The sequence below is a fragment of the Burkholderia sp. NRF60-BP8 genome (assembly GCF_001522585.2).
Lineage (GTDB): Bacteria > Pseudomonadota > Gammaproteobacteria > Burkholderiales > Burkholderiaceae > Burkholderia.
This window is the reverse complement of sequence record NZ_CP013373.1, coordinates 2,335,567-2,352,589: the sequence shown is the minus strand read 5'-3', so window position 1 is coordinate 2,352,589 and position 17,023 is coordinate 2,335,567. Positions and strand designations below refer to the sequence as shown.

Below are 17,023 nucleotides of genomic sequence, written 5' to 3'. Positions count from 1 at the left end.
ACGACCGCGATGCATGGGGTCCAGGTAAGCGCTCAAGCGCCGACTCGGACCGACAGGAGACACGATGACGATTTCGAACGAGGAAAGCGGTGCGGCGCCGGGCAGTCGCGCGGCAGGCGCATTGCCGCCCGAGCCCGTGACGCTGCGCGCGGCCGACGGCTACCCGTTGCGCGGCCATGTCTGGCGCCATCGCGGCGGCGGCGTGCGGCCCGTGACGGTTGTCAATTGCGCGACGTCGGTGCGCTGCGACTACTACTTTCGTTTCGCGGCCTGGCTGTTCGCGCAGGGGCGCGACGTGCTCGTCTACGACTATCGCGGCATCGGTGGGTCGCGCCCGGCGCAGCTCGCGAAGCTGCGCGCGACCTGGCTCGACTGGGGGCGGCTCGATTGCGAGGCCGCGCTGCATTACGCGCGCGACGCGTTTGCGGGCCAGCCGCTCGATGTGGTCGCGCACAGCATCGGCGGCTGCGTGCTCGGCCTCGCGGCATCGAACGTGCACGTGCGGCATGTGGTGACCGTCGGCGCGCAGTATGCGTACTGGCGCGATTACCTGCCCGCCGAGCGGCGCCGCATGTGGTGGAAGTGGCATGTCGCGATGCCCGCGCTCGCGGCCGTGTTCGGCTACGTGCCCGCGAAGCGGCTCGGCTGGATGGAGGACACGCCGCGCGGGGTCGCGCTGTCGTGGGCGCGTTCGCGGCCGCGCTTCGAGGATGGCTACATCGGCAGCGTGCTCGACGACGGCGCGGCGAGTCGCGCCGCGTTGCCGGCGCGCTTCGCGGGGCTGTCGGCGCCGATGCTCGCGATCGGCCTCGACGACGACGCGTTCGGCACGGTCGACGCGATCGAGCGGCTGGTCGGCTATTACACGGGCAGCAACGTCACGCATCTGCGGATCGCGCCGGCCGACATCGGCGTCGCGGCGATCGGCCATTTCGCGTTTTTCCACAGCCGCTTCACCGACACGCTGTGGCCCGTCGCGTCGTACTGGCTGCAACACGGCGTGCTGCCTGCCGATGCGCCGGGCGCCGTGCATGCGCTCCACCCGGCGTCGCGCGGACGGCTGACGGGCAGCGGTGCGCCGGGCAGGGCCGCGAACGGATGACCCGGCGTATACGGCGAACGCAACCCGCTAGCCCCGTTTGCTTTCCGATCCGGCGGCAGCGGCAGCGGCCGCATGCCGGCGCGATCGATTAACATCGGACGTTTCGTCTTACAGCCCAGCGAGTTGCCGCGCGCCGATGTCCATTCCGTCCAATTCCGTTTCTCCCGTTGCAACGCCGCGCGCGTGGCGCGTGCATGCGTTCGACGTACCGCCCGCTGCGACGCGCGCCGGCGTGCGGGTCGCTCGCGTCGATTTCGACTGGCGCGTGCCGCTCGCGTCGCCCGCGTATGCGGCGCTGAGCGACGACGAGCGCGCACGCGCCGCGCGCTTCCTGCGGCACGAGGATGCGGTACGCAGTGCGGCGACGCGCGCCGCGTTGCGCGACGTGCTCGGCGCGGCGCTCGGCATCGCCGCGCACGCGGTCGAGATCGTCGTCGACGCATCGGGGCGGCCGTCGCTGGACCGCATGCACCGCGTGTCGCTCGACTTCAACGTGTCGCACGCAGGCGACCATGCGCTGATCGCGTGGGCGCCGGCGGGCCGCGTCGGCGTCGATATCGAGGGCTGCAACCGCGCGGCCGACTGGCGCGCGCTGACGCGCGAAGTGTGCGCCCCCGCGGAGGTCGCGTATCTCGACGGCCTGCCGCCCGGCGCGCGCGAGCGCGAATTCATGCGCGTGTGGTCCGCGAAGGAGGCGCTGCTCAAGGCGCTCGGCACCGGCATCGTCGGCGGGCTGCGCGCGTTCGCGGTCGTGCCGCCGCGCGACGCCACGACGCCCGCGACGACGATCGTCGAGCCGGCCGCGCCCGCCGCCGGCGTCGCGGTGTTCGACGCGGCGTGGCTCGACGCGGCGCCCGGCTACGCGGCGTGCGTCGCGTGGACGCGCGCGTAGGCCGGTGTCGACGCGCGGCGCTTACTCGAGCGGCGCGTCGTTCGGCGCCGCATAGCGCGCCTTGATCGCGTCGCTCATCGGGAAGTCGAACGCCAGCCCCTTCGGCGGCACCGGCTTCATGAACCATTTGTCGTACAGCGCGTTGATCTCGCCGCTTTTCATCAACTGCACGAGCACGCCGTCGACGAGCGCCTTGAACTGCGGATCGTCCTTGCGCAGCATGAACCCGTAGGCTTCCGATGATTGCGGCGTGCCGACGATCTGCCAGTCGGCCGGTTTCGCGGCGAGCTGGCGCACGCCCGCGAGCAGCACGTCGTCCATCATGTACGCGGCCGCGCGACCCGATTCGAGCGTGAGGCGTCCTTCGCCGTAGTCCTTCGCGCTGATGATCTGCATGTTCATCTTCTTTTCCTCGTTCATCTTGCGCAGCAGGCGTTCGGACGTCGTGCCCTGGTTCGTCACGACCGTCTTGCCGGCGAGATCGGGGAAGTCGCGGATGCCCGAGTTCGTGCGCGTGAGCAGGCGCGTCGTCGCGACGAAGAAGGTGGTCGAGAACGCGACCTGCGCATGGCGCGCGGCGAGATTGGTCGTCACGCCGCATTCGAGATCGACGGTGCCGTTCTGCACGAGCGGAATGCGGTTCTGCGACGTGACCGGAATGAAGCGCACCTGCAGGTCGGGCTTGCCGGTGCGCGCCTTCACCGCGGCGATCACGCGATCGCACAGGTCCTGCGAGAAGCCGATGACCTTGCCGCCCGCATCGACATACGAGAACGGCACCGACGTTTCGCGATGGCCGATCGAAATCAGGTTGGCCTGCCGGACTTTCTCGAGCGTGCCGGACGGTGGCTCGGCGGCGAAGGGCGCGCCGCATGCGAGCGCGCACGCGGCGACGAGCAGGGAGCGGCCGACGCGGGCGGCGAATCGTGACGGGAAGGGCATGGCGGTCTCCGGAGCGAATGGTGATTCGTATGTTGCCAAAGACAAAATAATTGCAACATATGTTAATGCCCGGTCCTGACGGGCCAGTCCGGCGGGGCTGCGGGGCATCAGGGAAACTCCCGAGTCGAAATCGGCGAAAAACGGGTTGTCTAGACAAGTTGACGTGGCTACACTTCAATCCATTCCGAACTTGTCTAGACAGGATTGCTCACATGATTACGTTGACCCCCGGCCACCTGACCCTCCCGCAACTGCGCCGGATCGCTCGCGAATCCGTGCAACTGAAGCTCGACCCGGCGAGCTTCGCGAAGATCGACGCGGGCGCGAAGGCCGTCGCCGACATCGCGGCGAAGGGCGAGCCGGCCTACGGCATCAACACGGGCTTCGGCCGCCTGGCGAGCACCCACATCCCGCACGACCAGCTCGAACTGCTGCAGAAGAACCTGGTGCTGTCGCACGCGGTCGGCGTTGGCGAGCCGATGGCGCGCTCGTCGGTGCGCCTGCTGATGGCGCTGAAGCTGTCGAGCCTCGGCCGCGGCCACTCGGGCATCCGCCGTGAGGTGATGGATGCGCTGATCACGCTGTTCAACGCCGACGTGCTGCCGCTGATCCCGGTGAAGGGCTCGGTCGGTGCATCGGGCGACCTCGCGCCGCTCGCGCACATGTCGGCCGTGCTGCTCGGCGTCGGCGAAGTGTTCATCCGCGGCGAGCGGGCGAGCGCGCTCGAGGGCTTGCGCGTCGCGGGCCTCGCGCCGCTGACGCTGCAGGCGAAGGAAGGCCTGGCGCTCCTGAACGGCACGCAGGCGTCGACGGCGCTCGCGCTCGACAACATGTTCGCGATCGAGGACCTGTACCGCACCGCGCTCGTCGCGGGCGCGCTGTCGGTCGACGCGGCAGCCGGCTCGGTGAAGCCGTTCGACGCGCGCATCCACGAACTGCGCGGCCATCGAGGCCAGATCGACGCGGCCGCGTCGTACCGCGAACTGCTCGAAGGCTCGCCGATCAACCAGTCGCACCGCGACTGCGACAAGGTGCAGGATCCGTACAGCCTGCGCTGCCAGCCGCAGGTGATGGGCGCGTGCCTGGACCAGATGCGCCATGCGGCCGACGTGCTGCTGGTCGAAGCGAACGCCGTGTCGGACAACCCGCTGATCTTCCCGGATACCGGCGAAGTGCTGTCGGGCGGCAACTTCCACGCCGAGCCCGTCGCGTTCGCGGCCGACAACCTCGCGCTCGCCGCGGCGGAAATCGGCGCGCTGGCCGAGCGCCGCATCGCGCTGCTGATCGATGCGACGCTGTCGGGCCTGCCCCCGTTCCTCGTGAAGGACGGCGGCGTGAACTCCGGCTTCATGATCGCCCACGTGACGGCGGCCGCCCTCGCGTCGGAAAACAAGACGCTCGCGCACCCGGCATCGGTCGATTCGCTGCCGACTTCCGCAAACCAGGAAGACCACGTGTCGATGGCGACGTTCGCCGCGCGCAAGCTCGCCGACATCGCGGACAACACGAAGCACATCCTCGCGATCGAACTGCTGGCCGCCGCCCAGGGCGTCGACCTGCGCGCGCCGTACCACACGAGCCCGAAGCTCGCGCCGGTGATGGAAATCATCCGCAGCAAGGTCGCGCACTACGAGCTCGACCACTACTTCGCGCCGGACATCGCGGTGATCGCGAAGCTCGTCGGCGAGCGCGCGTTCGCGAAGGTCGCACCGTTCTCGTTCGCATCGGAACAGTAAGCCGATGAGCGCGCCGGTCTACCAGGAGATCAAGGACTTCATCCTGGCCCGCATCCACGCCGGCGAGTGGGAGGAGGGCGACCAGGTGCCGTCCGAGAACGAGCTGGCGCGCGAGTTCAAGGTGGCGCGCATGACCGTCAACCGCGCGTTGCGCGAGTTGACGGCCGAGCAGGTGCTCACGCGGATGAAGGGCGCCGGCACCTACGTCGCGCGGCCGAAGTACGAGTCGACGCTGGTGGCGATCCGCAGCATCTCCGAGGAAGTCGGCGCGCGCGGGCATGCGTATCGCGCGAGCGTGCTCGGGCTCGACACGATCCGCGCCGACGAGGCGCTCGCCGACGAGATGCAGGTGGCCGTGCGCACGAAGCTGTTTCATTCGCAGGTGCTGCACTTCGAGAACGGCGAGCCGGTGCAGCTCGAAGAACGATGGGTGAATCCGGCGGTCGCGCCGGATTACGCCGCGCAGGATTTCACGAACACGACGCCGAACCTGTACCTGATGCGCGCGGCGCCGCTGCAGCGCGTCGAGTACCGGATCGAAGCGGCGGCCCCGACGCCGGAGCGGCGCGAGCAGCTGCGGATGGACGACGTCGAGCCGTGTCTGGTTTTACATCGGCGCACCTGGTCGCAGGGCGTCGTCGCCTCGGTGGCGAATCTGTGGCATCCCGGCAGCCGTTATCGCTTCACCGGGCATTTCTGATTCCTTGTTGATATTCATTTTCCTTCGGGAGCAGTCGTCATGAACCATCCGAAACACATCGATCCCCGCCTCGATCCGACGCGCACGATCCGCGCGCCGCGCGGCAGCGAGAAAACCTGCAAGACCTGGCTGGCCGAAGCGGCCTACCGGATGATCCAGAACAACCTCGATCCGGAAGTCGCCGAGCATCCGCACGCGCTCGTCGTGTACGGCGGCATCGGCCGCGCGGCGCGCAACTGGGAGTGCTACGACCAGATCCTCGCGTCACTGAAGGATCTCGAGGAAAACGAAACGCTGCTGATCCAGTCGGGCAAGCCGGTCGGCGTGTTCCGCACGCACAAGGATGCGCCGCGCGTGCTGCTCGCGAACTCGAACCTGGTGCCGCACTGGGCGAACTGGGATCACTTCCACGAGCTCGACCGCAAGGGCCTGATGATGTACGGCCAGATGACGGCCGGCAGCTGGATCTACATCGGCAGCCAGGGCATCGTGCAGGGCACCTACGAAACCTTCTTCTCGGTCGCGAACCAGCACTTCAACGGCGATCCGTCGGGCCGCTGGATCCTGACGGGCGGCCTGGGCGGGATGGGCGGCGCGCAACCGCTCGCCGCGACGATGGCCGGCTTCTCGATGATCGCGGTCGAGTGCGACGAGACGCGTATCGACTTCCGCCTGAAGACGCGCTACGTCGACAAGAAGGCGACGACGCTCGACGAAGCGCTCGGCATGATCGACGAAGCGAAGCGCACCGGCAAGCCGGTGTCGGTCGGCCTGCTCGGCAATGCGGCCGACGTGTTCGCGGAACTCGTCGCGCGCGGCATCACGCCGGACTGCGTGACCGACCAGACGAGCGCGCACGACCCGATCAACGGCTACCTGCCGCAGGGCTGGACCGTCGCGCAATGGCGCGAGGCGCAGAAGGTCGATCCGCAAAGCATCGTGAAGGTCGCGAAGCAGTCGATGGCGGTGCAGGTGCGCGCGATGCTGGCGCTGCAGGAACGCGGTGCCGCGACGCTCGACTATGGCAACAACATCCGCCAGATGGCGCTGGAAATGGGCGTCGAGAACGCGTTCGACTTCCCGGGCTTCGTGCCGGCGTACATCCGCCCGCTGTTCTGCGAAGGCAAGGGCCCGTTCCGCTGGGTCGCGCTGTCGGGCGATCCGGAAGACATCTACAAGACCGACCAGAAGGTGAAGGAGCTGATCCCCGACGATCCGCACCTGCACAACTGGCTCGACATGGCGCGCGAGCGCATCGCGTTCCAGGGCCTGCCGGCACGGATCTGCTGGGTCGGCGTGAAGGATCGCTATCGCCTCGGCCAGGCGTTCAACGAGATGGTGAAGAACGGCGAACTGAAGGCCCCGATCGTGATCGGCCGCGACCACCTCGACACCGGTTCGGTCGCGAGCCCGAACCGCGAGACGGAATCGATGAAGGACGGTTCCGACGCCGTCAGCGACTGGCCGCTGCTCAACGCGCTGCTGAACACGGCAGGCGGCGCGTCGTGGGTGTCGCTGCACCATGGCGGCGGCGTCGGCATGGGCTTCTCGCAGCACTCGGGCGTCGTGATCGTCGCCGACGGGACGGCCGACGCGCACGAGCGTCTCGGTCGCGTGCTGCTGAACGACCCGGCAACCGGCGTGATGCGCCATGCGGATGCCGGCTACGAACTCGCGCAGCAGACGGCTCGCGAAGCCGGCCTGAAGCTGCCGATGCTCGGTCGTTGAGCATGGCGGCGCTGGATCAGGCGCCGGTGACCGCAACGATGATCCACGCAGCGGATCTCGTTGCGTCGCCGTGGAAGAACGGCGGCGGCGTGACGCGCGAGATCGGCGCGTTCCCGCCCGGTGCTGCGCTCGACGCGTTCGCATGGCGCGTAAGCGTCGCGGACGTCGGCGCGGCCGGGCCGTTCTCGCGTTTCGACGGCGTCGACCGCACGCTCGTGCTGCTGTCCGGCGCGGGCATGACGCTCGCCGAAGCGGGCGGCACGCGGCACGTGCTCGACGCACCGCTCGCCCGCGCGGATTTCGCGGGCGAGACGGCGATCGACGCGACGCTGCACGACGGCGCGACGCGCGACTTCAACCTGATGACGCGCCGTTCGGCCGCGCGCGGGTCGGTCGACGTGTGGCCCGAGGGCATGCACCGCATCGCGTGCGCCGACACCGTACTGCTGTTCTGCGCGACGGGTGCGGTCGGCGTCGAGATCGACGGCGCGCACCACGCACTGCAGGAAATGGACACGTTGCGGCTCGACGGGCCGCGGCGTGCGTTTGACGTCGTCGTGAGCGGAAGCGGCGCGCTGCTCGCCGTCTCGCTCACCGTCGGCGAACGAGACTGAACGCATGAAACCGACTGTCTGGCATCACCTGAGGCTGTGTCCGCATGGCCATCCCGACGAGACGATCGACGACGCGGCGATCGCCGTCGACGAAACCGGCGCGATCGCGTGGCTCGGCGCGTTGTCCGCGCTGCCGCACGGCTATGCGCATTGGCGGCGCGAAGACCTGCACGGCGCGTGGGTGACGCCGGGCCTCGTCGACTGCCATACGCACCTCGTGTATGGCGGCACGCGTGCGGACGAGTTCGCGCAGCGCCTCGCCGGCGTCAGCTACGAGGAAATCGCCCGGCAGGGCGGCGGGATCGTGTCGACGGTGCGCGCGACGCGCGCGGCCGACGAGACGACGCTGTTCGTGCAGGCCGCCGCGCGCCTGCAGCCGCTGCTCGCCGAAGGCGTGACCGCGATCGAGATCAAGTCGGGCTACGGGCTCGACCTCGCGAGCGAGCGCAAGATGCTGCGCGTCGCGCGCCAGCTCGGCGAGCGCTTCCCCGTCACGGTCTACACGACCTTTCTCGGCGCGCACGCGCTGCCGCCCGAATATGCGGGGCGCGCGGACGCGTACATCGACGAAGTATGCGACCGGATGCTGCCGACGCTGGCCGACGAAGGGCTCGTCGACGCGGTCGACGTGTTCTGCGAGCGCATCGGCTTTTCGCTCGCGCAGACCGAGCGCGTGTTCGACGCCGCGACGCGGCGCGGGTTGCCGGTGAAGCTGCATGCGGAGCAACTGTCGAATGCGGGCGGGACGGCGCTCGCCGCGCGTTACCGCGCGCTGTCCGCCGACCACCTCGAATTTCTCGACGAAGCCGGTGTCGAGGCGATGAAGGCGGCCGGCACGGTCGCCGTGCTGCTGCCTGGCGCGTACTACTTCATCCGCGAAACACAACTGCCGCCGATCGAGCTGCTGCGCAAGCACGGCGTGCCGATCGCACTGGCGACCGACCACAACCCCGGCACGTCGCCGCTCGAATCGCTGCTGCTGACGCTGAACATGGGCTGCACGCTGTTCCGCATGACGGTGCCCGAGGTGCTGCAGGGCGTGACGCGCCACGCGGCCGCGGCGCTGGGCCGCGCGGATCGCCACGGCGCGCTCGAAGTCGGTCGTCAGGCCGATTTCGCCGTCTGGTCGGTCGGCTCGCTGGCCGAGCTCGCGTACTGGATCGGCCGGCCGCTGTGCGAGCAGGTCGTACGCGGCGGCACGACCGTGTTTCGCCGGATGAACGGATAAGTTTCGCGACGGCGCGGGCCGGGTCGTGACGGCCCGGTCCGGCCGACGTTTTGCATGGGACCGGACCCGGCGCACCACGGCGCCCTCCGGTCGATCGCCGCGAGGCGGGCGCTGGGCGCGACGCGCGCGCCTGCCGGCCGCGGCACCGGGCCGGACGAGACGCTGACGCGCTCGAGCCGGTCGATGAGGACTCGCCATGACCGATACCCTGTTGTTCGCGGACCATGCCTACCTGCCCGATGGCTGGCGCCGCAACGTGCTGTTGCGCTGGGACGCAACCGGCACGCTGACCGACGTGACGCCCGACGCCGACGCGCCGGCAGGTGTCGCGCGCGCGGCCGGGCCGGTGCTGCCCGGCATGCCGAACCTGCATTCGCACGCGTTCCAGCGCGCGATGGCCGGGCTCACCGAATACCGCGCGAATCCCGCCGACAGCTTCTGGAGCTGGCGCGACCTGATGTACCGCTTCGCACTGAAGATCACGCCCGACGCGCTCGCGGCGATTGCGCGCTGGCTGTATGTCGAGATGCTCAAGTGCGGCTACACGTCGGTGTGCGAATTCCACTACGTGCATCATGCGCAGGACGGCTCGCGCTATCCGCGGATCGCGGAGCTCGGCACGCGCGTGGTCGATGCGGCACGCGCGGCCGGCATCGGCATCACGATGCTGCCCGTGTCGTACCAGTTCGCCGGCTTCGGCAACAAGCCGCCGCGCGACGACCAGCGCCGCTTCATCAACACGCCCGACGGCGTGCTCGAACTGCTCGACGCGATGCGTCGCGCGGCGCCCGAACACGGTGGGCTGCGCTACGGCGTCGCGCCGCATTCGCTGCGCGCGGTGTCCGAGAATGGGCTGCGCGTGCTGCTCGAAGGGCTGCCCGACGATGCGCCGGTGCATATCCACATCGCCGAGCAGACGGCCGAAGTCGACGACTGCGTCCGCGCCTACGGTGCACGCCCCGTACAATGGCTGCTCGATCGCTTCGACGTCGATGCGCGCTGGTGCCTCGTGCACGCGACGCACGTCGACGCGGCCGAGACGGCGGCGCTCGCGAAGCGTCGCGCGGTCGCGGGCCTGTGCCTGACGACCGAAGCGAACCTCGGCGACGGCGTGTTCCCGGCGGTCGACTATCTCGCGCAGGGCGGCGTGATCGGCGTCGGCTCGGACAGCCACGCGTCGGTCGAGTGGCGCTCGGAGCTGCGCCTGCTCGAATACGGGCAGCGGCTCGTGCACCGCGCGCGCAACGTGCTGGCGAGCGAGTCGCAGGCGCACGTCGCCGATCGCCTGTTCGATGCGTCGCTCGCGGGCGGCGCGCAGGCGAGCGGGCGACGCGTCGGTGCGCTGCGCGCGGGCTGTCGCGCCGACTGGCTCGTGCTCGATCCCGATCATCCGGCGATCGCCGAGCACGACAGCGCGGCATGGCTGTCGGGCGTCGTGTTCGCCGAGCACGGCGAGACGCCGGTGCTCGACGTCTACACGGGCGGCGAGCGCGTCGTGAGCGGCCGCCGCCATCGCGACGAAGCCGCCGCGTATGCCGACTACCGCGCCGCGCTGGCGCAACTGCTGCGCTGATGCGCGGCAACCGGCGCACGCCGCATGCGTGCGCCGGCAGACTCTTACACGGTGATGCGACATGACTGAACAACCGGCTGTATTCACGCTGAAGCAGGGCACGCTGCCGCTGCTGATCTCGATTCCGCACGCAGGCACGTACATCCCCGACGACATCGCCGCGACGATGACGCCCGACGCGCGTTTCGTCGACGATTGCGACTGGCATCTCGAGCGGCTGTACGGCTTCGCGGCCGATCTCGGCGCCTCGATCCTCGTGCCGTCGCACGCGCGTTACGTCGTCGACCTGAACCGTCCGCCCGACAACGAGAACCTGTATCCGGGGCAGGACACGACGGGGCTCGTGCCGGTCGATACGTTCGACAAGGCGCCGCTGTATCCGGCGAACGCGCTGCCCGGCAACGACGAGATCATGCGTCGCCGCGATCGCTACTGGCTGCCGTATCACGACGCGCTGCAACGCGAGATCGCGCGCCTGAAGGGCGAACACGGCCGCGTGCTCGTGTGGGAAGCGCATTCGATCCGCTCGCACGTGCCGCGTTTCTTCGACGGCCGCCTGCCGGACTTCAACTTCGGCACGTCGAGCGGCGCGAGCGCGGCGCCCGGTCTCGCGGAGGCGCTGGCCGCGCGCGTGCTCGCGCACGGCGGCTATACGGCCGTCGCGAACGGGCGCTTCAAGGGCGGTTACATCACGCGTCACTATGGCGTGCCCGATACCGGCGTCGAGGCCGTGCAGCTCGAACTGTCGCAGATCACCTACATGGAAGAGACGCGTCCGTACGCGTACGACGAAGCGCGTGCCGCGCGGATCGTGCCGCTGCTGCAGACGCTCGTCGAAACCGCACTCGCACATCGTTGAGCACGGGCCGCCTGCATGCGGCGGCGCGGCGCGACCGTGCGTCCCGCCCCGTCGACACGTAGCAGGCAAGCCGGTGCAATGCACAAAACGGCATCGATCCGCGCGGTCGATGCCGTTTTTTTTCGTCTGACCGATGGCGTCATCGGCACCTGAAAATTTGACGCAATTTTTAAGTGATATAAGCTGAATGTCAGGAAGTCGTCACGCGCGTACCGGCGGCGAGGCCATCGACGATGGCCGGACTGCGCCGCAATGCGCGCAAGACATCTTGCTCACGTGCCGCCACGCGGCATTGCGACACGTGTCCTGCCTTCATCAGTCAGTCGAGTACGATCGTGAAAGCCGCCAGCCCTTCGATACGCCGGACGCGAAGTCCGTCGGCGGGCGCGCCGCCTCAGGCCGGGCCGAACCGGCATGCTGATCGCGGCACGCGCGCCGCCCCGTTACGCGAGCCTCGCTTCTTCGCCATTTCCGATCGCGGCCCGCGCCGCTTCAATCTCGTGACCGCGCACGTGTTCAGCGCGGTGCAGTGCGACGGCAGCGCATCGTTGTTGCCCTAGCGTCCCGTTCCGCTTCCGTCCCGGCCCGCACCGCCTGTTGCCGCAGTTTCCGCGCGGCAGGCTCGCGTATGCGCTAGCGCTTGCGTGGCGCGAGGGCGCGCGCGTGCGGCGCACCCGCGAACCTGCATCGTTGTGCGCGCAAGCGTGTCGCGCGCCATCACCGGAGAGACGCCGATGCGTGCACGACCGATCGTAGCCGTTACCGCCGATCGCATCCTGCGCGGTGCGCATCCGAACCATGCGGCGGGCGAGAAGTACCTCGCCGCCGTCGTCGACGGCGCCGGCGCGCTGGCGTTCGTGCTGCCCGCGCTCGGCGCGCGGCAGCCGGCCGACGCGATTGTCGCGGCCGTCGACGGGCTGCTGTTGACCGGCAGCTATTCGAACGTCGAGCCGCATCATTACGGCGGCGCCGCGAGCGCGTCCGACACGCTGCACGATCCGGCGCGCGATGCGACCGCGTTGCCGCTGATCCGCGCGGCGATCGACGCGGGCGTGCCCGTGCTCGCGATTTGCCGCGGCATGCAGGAGCTGAACGTCGCGTATGGCGGCACGCTGCATCAGCGGCTGCATGCGACGACCGGCTTCGACGACCATCGCGAACGACCGGACGATCCGCTCGAACGGCAGTACGGTCCCGCGCACGTCGTGCAGTTCGCCCCCGGCGGCCTGCTGCAGCGGATCGCGCGCGGCGCGCACGAGGCGACGGTCAATTCGCTGCACGACCAGGGCATCGCGCGCCTGGGCGCGGGGCTCGCGATCGAGGCGAGCGCGCCCGACGGACTGGTCGAGGCCGTCAGCGTGCGCGGCGCGCGCGCGTTCGCGCTGGGCGTGCAGTGGCATCCCGAGTGGCGCTACGCGGAGCAGTCGCTGTCGCGCGACATCTTCGCGGCATTCGGCGCGGCGTGCCGCGCGCACATGACGCACCGTATTCATGCGGCCGGCGGCGCGACGCCGGCCGCATCCGACATCGACTGAACGAGGCCGATCATGCAAGCCGAACTGAGCGAATTCCTGCGACAGCACCGTATCACCGAAGTCGAGGCGATCATTCCCGACATGGCCGGCATCGCGCGCGGCAAGATCATTCCGCGCAACAAATTCGAATCCGGCGAATCGATGCGCTTGCCGCAGGCCGTGATGGTGCAGACCGTCACCGGCGACTATCCGGAGGACGGCTCGCTGACCGGCGTGACCGATCCCGACATGGTGTGCGTGCCCGATCCGTCGACGATCTGCCTGATCCCGTGGGCGGTCGATCCGACCGCGCAGGTGATCCACGATTGCGTGCATTTCGACGGCTCGCCGGTCGAGATCTCGCCGCGCTACGTGCTGCGCCGTGTGCTCGACCTGTACGAGGCGAAGGGCTGGAAGCCCGTGGTTGCGCCCGAGCTGGAGTTCTATCTGGTCGACATGAACGCTGATCCCGACCTGCCGCTGCGTCCGCCGGTCGGTCGTACGGGGCGGGCGGAAACGGGCCGCCAGTCGTATTCGATCGAGGCCGTCAACGAGTTCGATCCGCTGTTCGAGGACATCTACGAGTACTGCGAAATGCAGGGCCTCGATATCGAGACGCTGATTCACGAAGTCGGCGCCGCGCAGATGGAGATCAACTTCATGCACGGCGACGCGCTGTCGCTGGCCGACCAGGTGTTCCTGTTCAAGCGCACGGTGCGCGAGGCCGCGCTGCGTCACAACATGTACGCGACGTTCATGGCCAAGCCGATGGAAAACGAGCCGGGTTCCGCGATGCACATTCATCAGAGCCTCGCGGATCTGCGCAGCGGGCGCAATCTGTTCGCCGACGAAAACGGCGCCGTGTCGCCGCTGTTCCACAGCTATCTGGCGGGGCTGCAGAAGTACACGCCGGCGCTGATGCCGATCTTCGCGCCGTACATCAATTCGTACCGCCGCCTGTCGCGCTTCATGGCCGCGCCGATCAACGTGCAGTGGGGCTACGACAACCGTACGGTCGGGTTCCGGATCCCGCAGTCGACGCCGGTCGCGCGGCGCATCGAGAACCGGATTCCGGGCGTCGACTGCAACCCGTACCTCGCGTTCGCGGCGACGCTCGCCGCCGGCTATCTCGGCATGATGCAGCAGCTCGCACCGACCGAGCCGATCGCATCGGACGGCTACGACCTGCCGTACCAGCTGCCGCGCAATCTTGAGGAAGGCATCTCGCTGATGGCCGCGTGCGAGCCGCTCGCCGGCATTCTCGGCGACAAGTTCGTGAAGGCCTACCTGGCGTTGAAGGAAACCGAATACGAAGCGTTCTTCCGCGTGATCAGCTCGTGGGAACGCAGGCATCTGCTGCTGCACGTGTGAGCGTGCGGCGCTGTTTGACGGAGAAAACATGACCGATCGAAACGAAGCTATTTCGCCGCGCTCGACCGCCGATTTTCGCGCGCTCGACGCCGCGCACCACATCCACCCGTTCTCGGACATGGGCGCGCTCAACCGCGCGGGCAGCCGCGTGATCGTCAAAGCCGACGGCGTCTACCTGTGGGACTCGGACGGCAACAAGGTGATCGACGGGATGGCCGGCCTCTGGTGCGTGAACGTCGGCTACGGCCGCAAGGAGCTCGCCGACGCCGCGTATCGCCAGCTGCAGGAGCTGCCGTTCTACAACACGTTCTTCAAGACCACGCATCCGCCGGTGATCGAACTGTCGGCGATGCTCGCCGAAGTGACGCCCGCCGGCTTCAACCACTTCTTCTATTGCAACAGCGGCTCGGAAGGCAACGACACGGTGCTGCGCGTCGTGCATCAGTACTGGCGCGTGCAAGGCAAGCCGCAGAAGAAATACGTGATCTCGCGCAAGAACGGCTACCACGGCTCGACGATCGCCGGCGGCACGCTCGGCGGGATGGGCTACATGCACGAGCAGATGCCGTCGAAGGTCGAGCACATCGTGCATATCGACCAGCCGTATTTCTTCGGCGAAGCGCAGGCTGGCGAGACGCCCGAAGCATTCGGCCTCGCGCGGGCGCAGCAGCTCGAGGCGAAGATCCTCGAACTCGGCGCGGAGAACGTCGCGGCGTTCATCGGAGAGCCGTTCCAGGGCGCGGGCGGCGTGATCTTCCCGCCGTCGACGTACTGGCCGGAAATCCAGCGGATCTGCCGCAAGTACGACGTGCTGCTCGTCGCCGACGAAGTGATCGGCGGGTTCGGCCGCACCGGCGAGTGGTTCGCGCACCAGCACTTCGGCTTCGAGCCGGACCTGATCACGATGGCGAAGGGCCTCACGTCGGGCTACGTGCCGATGGGCGCGGTCGGCATTCACGAGCGCATCGCGCGCCCGATCATCGACAACGGCGAATTCAATCACGGCCTCACGTACTCGGGCCACCCGGTGGCGGCCGCCGTCGCGGTCGCGAACCTGAAGCTGCTGCGCGACGAAGGCATCGTCGAGCGCGTGAAGACCGATATCGGCCCGTATTTCCAGCGGCGGCTGCGTGACGCGTTGGGCGAACATCCGATCGTCGGGGAGATTGCGGGAGCGGGGCTGGTCGCCGGCGTTCAACTCGCGCGCGACGGGCGCCGGCGCGAGCGCTTCGGCGCGGACGTCGATGTCGGCACGATCTGCCGCGACTTCTGCTTCAACGGCAACCTGATCATGCGCGCGACCGGCGACCGGATGCTGTTGTCGCCGCCGCTCGTGATTCGCGAGGCGGAGATCGACGAGATCGTCGACAAGGCGAAGCGCGCGTTCGACGCGACGGCGCAGCGAGTGGGGCAGGGACGGTAAGCCGGCACTGCTGCGGGTGCGGCGTCGCATGATGCCGGCGCCCGCGTCGCGCAGCGCACGTGCGTTGCCAAAACGAAAAGGGCCTGCGTCGTGAGACGCAGGCCCTTGAATTCTTTGGTGGGCGGTACTGGGATCGAACCAGTGACCCCTGCCGTGTGAAGGCAGTGCTCTACCGCTGAGCTAACCGCCCAAAGAAGCTGAAATTATGTCAGAGCTTTTTGGGTTCGTAAAGCCCTTTCTGCAAATTTTTTTAAACAGCCGCTGCCCGCGCTCGCGAGCCGGTGTTCAGCCCGCGAGCGCGGGCAGCGCGTCGAGCGACGCGCGCACGTAGTCGGCGAAGCGCAGCGCGACCGGTTCGGCGGTGCCGCTGCGCTTGAGCTCCAGCGTGCGCGATTCGAGCGACGCATCCTTCAGCGGCCGGAACGCGAGCCGGTCGCTCTTGACCTGCTGCAGCACGCGCGGCACGAGCGCGATGCCCATCCCGAATTCGACCATCGACAGGATCGTCTGCCACAGCCGCGCCTCGTGACGGATCAGCGGACTGAATCCCGCGTTCACGCACTGCGCGATGATCAGGTCGTGGTAGTGCGGCGCGGCGTCGCGCGGAAACAGGATGAACGGTTCCGTCGCGAGCGCGGCGAGCGCGACCTGCCGGCGCCGCGCAAGCGGATGCGCGGCCGGCAGGCAGCACACGAACGGCTCCGCATAGACGGGCGCCGATTCGACCTCGGGCGGGCAGTGGCCCCAGTGCGCGTAGCCGAGATCGATCTGGCCGCGCTGGATCGCCTGCACCTGCGCGTGCGTGTTCATCTCGCTCAGCACGATCTCGACGCCCGGATAGTCGGCCTCGAAGCGCCGCACCGCGTCGGGCAGCCCGCGATACAGCATCGAATGGACGAAGCCGATCCGCAGCCGGCCGGCGAGCCCCGACGCGGAGCGCACCGTCAGGCGCTCGGCCTCGGCCGCCTGCAGCAGCAGCCGGCGCGCCTCGCCGAGCAGCACCGCGCCCGCGTTGGTCAGCGCGACCGTCTTGTTGGTGCGGGAAAAAAGCTGCACGCCGAGCGCGTCCTCGAACTTGCGGATGTCGAAACTCAGCGCCGGCTGCGAGATGTACAGGCGCTTCGCCGCGCGCCCGAAGTGCAGCTCCTCGGCGACGGCCACGAAGTAGCGCAACTGCCTCAGTTCCACGGTGTCTCCTCCCGGCGTCGGCATCGATAAGCGATATCTATCGTACCGGATAAAATCCTGTATTGGACGCTTATCGACCGCGCGCCTACGCTCTGCGGGAGGCTTGACGCACGACGGACCGGGCGCTGCGGCACCGCGGCCCGGCCGATGCGC

The 17,023-nt window shown here is 68.7% G+C and carries 14 protein-coding genes and 1 tRNA gene; 12 read left to right on the top strand and 3 right to left on the bottom strand.

Annotated elements, in window-relative coordinates:
• The first annotated feature begins 64 nt into the window (after positions 1-64).
• Both WS54_RS24350 and WS54_RS24345 read left to right on the top strand, forming a co-directional pair.
• Positions 65-1,102 (top strand): alpha/beta hydrolase family protein, encoded by a 1,038-nt coding sequence (locus WS54_RS24350; RefSeq protein WP_059782093.1) that lies wholly within the window; start codon positions 65-67, stop codon positions 1,100-1,102.
• A 136-nt stretch (positions 1,103-1,238) separates the two neighbouring features.
• Entirely contained in the window at positions 1,239-1,994 is a 756-nt protein-coding gene (locus WS54_RS24345) for a 4'-phosphopantetheinyl transferase family protein (RefSeq protein WP_059782094.1), read from the top strand.
• 21 nt (positions 1,995-2,015) lie between these two features.
• Here WS54_RS24345 and WS54_RS24340 read toward each other — a convergent pair whose 3' ends face one another.
• Positions 2,016-2,936 carry a glutamate/aspartate ABC transporter substrate-binding protein gene (locus WS54_RS24340; RefSeq protein WP_034207791.1) on the bottom strand — a complete coding sequence of 307 codons (921 nt, stop codon included), beginning with the start codon at positions 2,934-2,936 and terminating at the stop codon, positions 2,016-2,018.
• 212 nt (positions 2,937-3,148) lie between these two features.
• Here WS54_RS24340 and hutH point away from each other — a divergent pair, with 212 nt between their 5' ends.
• The 10 genes from hutH to WS54_RS24285 all read left to right on the top strand — a co-directional run bounded on the left by hutH (position 3,149) and on the right by WS54_RS24285 (position 15,682).
• Positions 3,149-4,672, top strand: a complete 1,524-nt coding sequence (hutH, locus tag WS54_RS24335) for a histidine ammonia-lyase (RefSeq protein ID WP_059782096.1) — start codon at positions 3,149-3,151, stop codon at positions 4,670-4,672.
• A gap of 4 nt (positions 4,673-4,676) precedes the next feature.
• Positions 4,677-5,372 (top strand): histidine utilization repressor, encoded by a 696-nt coding sequence (hutC, locus tag WS54_RS24330; protein WP_034207789.1) that lies wholly within the window; start codon positions 4,677-4,679, stop codon positions 5,370-5,372.
• A 39-nt stretch (positions 5,373-5,411) separates the two neighbouring features.
• Positions 5,412-7,100, top strand: coding sequence for a urocanate hydratase (gene hutU / locus WS54_RS24325; protein WP_059578320.1), 1,689 nt, complete (start codon positions 5,412-5,414; stop codon positions 7,098-7,100).
• Positions 7,101-7,102: 2 nt separating this feature from the next.
• Positions 7,103-7,714, top strand: a complete 612-nt coding sequence (locus WS54_RS24320; RefSeq protein WP_059782099.1) for a HutD/Ves family protein — start codon at positions 7,103-7,105, stop codon at positions 7,712-7,714.
• A gap of 4 nt (positions 7,715-7,718) precedes the next feature.
• Positions 7,719-8,942: an imidazolonepropionase gene (gene hutI, locus WS54_RS24315; RefSeq protein WP_059782101.1), complete on the top strand. Its 1,224-nt coding sequence runs from the start codon at positions 7,719-7,721 to the stop codon at positions 8,940-8,942.
• Between the two features lie 196 nt (positions 8,943-9,138).
• Positions 9,139-10,515: a formimidoylglutamate deiminase gene (locus WS54_RS24310; RefSeq protein ID WP_034207785.1), complete on the top strand. Its 1,377-nt coding sequence runs from the start codon at positions 9,139-9,141 to the stop codon at positions 10,513-10,515.
• A gap of 61 nt (positions 10,516-10,576) precedes the next feature.
• Positions 10,577-11,374, top strand: coding sequence for an N-formylglutamate deformylase (gene hutG / locus WS54_RS24305; protein WP_059782103.1), 798 nt, complete (start codon positions 10,577-10,579; stop codon positions 11,372-11,374).
• Positions 11,375-12,108: 734 nt separating this feature from the next.
• Entirely contained in the window at positions 12,109-12,909 is an 801-nt protein-coding gene (locus tag WS54_RS24295; protein WP_034207783.1) for a gamma-glutamyl-gamma-aminobutyrate hydrolase family protein, read from the top strand.
• A 12-nt stretch (positions 12,910-12,921) separates the two neighbouring features.
• Positions 12,922-14,259, top strand: a complete 1,338-nt coding sequence (locus tag WS54_RS24290) for a glutamine synthetase family protein (RefSeq protein ID WP_059782105.1) — start codon at positions 12,922-12,924, stop codon at positions 14,257-14,259.
• Between the two features lie 28 nt (positions 14,260-14,287).
• The gene (locus tag WS54_RS24285) at positions 14,288-15,682 is read left to right on the top strand and encodes an aspartate aminotransferase family protein (protein WP_108041954.1); all 1,395 of its coding nucleotides are present in this window, start codon (positions 14,288-14,290) and stop codon (positions 15,680-15,682) included.
• A gap of 115 nt (positions 15,683-15,797) precedes the next feature.
• Here the strand turns inward: WS54_RS24285 and WS54_RS24280 are convergent.
• Together WS54_RS24280 and WS54_RS24275 are read right to left on the bottom strand one after the other, a co-directional pair.
• A tRNA-Val gene (locus tag WS54_RS24280) sits at positions 15,798-15,872 on the bottom strand.
• A gap of 95 nt (positions 15,873-15,967) precedes the next feature.
• Positions 15,968-16,870, bottom strand: coding sequence for a LysR family transcriptional regulator (locus tag WS54_RS24275; protein ID WP_059782960.1), 903 nt, complete (start codon positions 16,868-16,870; stop codon positions 15,968-15,970).
• Between the last annotated feature and the right edge of the window lie 153 nt (positions 16,871-17,023).

What these genes read in the sequence shown, in the direction of transcription:
- WS54_RS24345 (WP_059782094.1), top strand. Translation starts at nt 1,239, where the DNA reads ATGTCCATTCCGTCCAATTCCGTTTCTCCCGTTGCAACGCCGCGCGCG.
- WS54_RS24290 (WP_059782105.1), top strand. Translation starts at nt 12,922, where the DNA reads ATGCAAGCCGAACTGAGCGAATTCCTGCGACAGCACCGTATCACCGAA.
- hutC (WP_034207789.1), top strand. Translation starts at nt 4,677, where the DNA reads ATGAGCGCGCCGGTCTACCAGGAGATCAAGGACTTCATCCTGGCCCGC.
- hutG (WP_059782103.1), top strand. Translation starts at nt 10,577, where the DNA reads ATGACTGAACAACCGGCTGTATTCACGCTGAAGCAGGGCACGCTGCCG.
- WS54_RS24320 (WP_059782099.1), top strand. Translation starts at nt 7,103, where the DNA reads ATGGCGGCGCTGGATCAGGCGCCGGTGACCGCAACGATGATCCACGCA.
- hutI (WP_059782101.1), top strand. Translation starts at nt 7,719, where the DNA reads ATGAAACCGACTGTCTGGCATCACCTGAGGCTGTGTCCGCATGGCCAT.
- hutH (WP_059782096.1), top strand. Translation starts at nt 3,149, where the DNA reads ATGATTACGTTGACCCCCGGCCACCTGACCCTCCCGCAACTGCGCCGG.
- WS54_RS24350 (WP_059782093.1), top strand. Translation starts at nt 65, where the DNA reads ATGACGATTTCGAACGAGGAAAGCGGTGCGGCGCCGGGCAGTCGCGCG.
- WS54_RS24310 (WP_034207785.1), top strand. Translation starts at nt 9,139, where the DNA reads ATGACCGATACCCTGTTGTTCGCGGACCATGCCTACCTGCCCGATGGC.
- hutU (WP_059578320.1), top strand. Translation starts at nt 5,412, where the DNA reads ATGAACCATCCGAAACACATCGATCCCCGCCTCGATCCGACGCGCACG.
- WS54_RS24340 (WP_034207791.1), bottom strand. Translation starts at nt 2,936, where the DNA reads ATGCCCTTCCCGTCACGATTCGCCGCCCGCGTCGGCCGCTCCCTGCTC.
- WS54_RS24285 (WP_108041954.1), top strand. Translation starts at nt 14,288, where the DNA reads ATGACCGATCGAAACGAAGCTATTTCGCCGCGCTCGACCGCCGATTTT.
- WS54_RS24295 (WP_034207783.1), top strand. Translation starts at nt 12,109, where the DNA reads ATGCGTGCACGACCGATCGTAGCCGTTACCGCCGATCGCATCCTGCGC.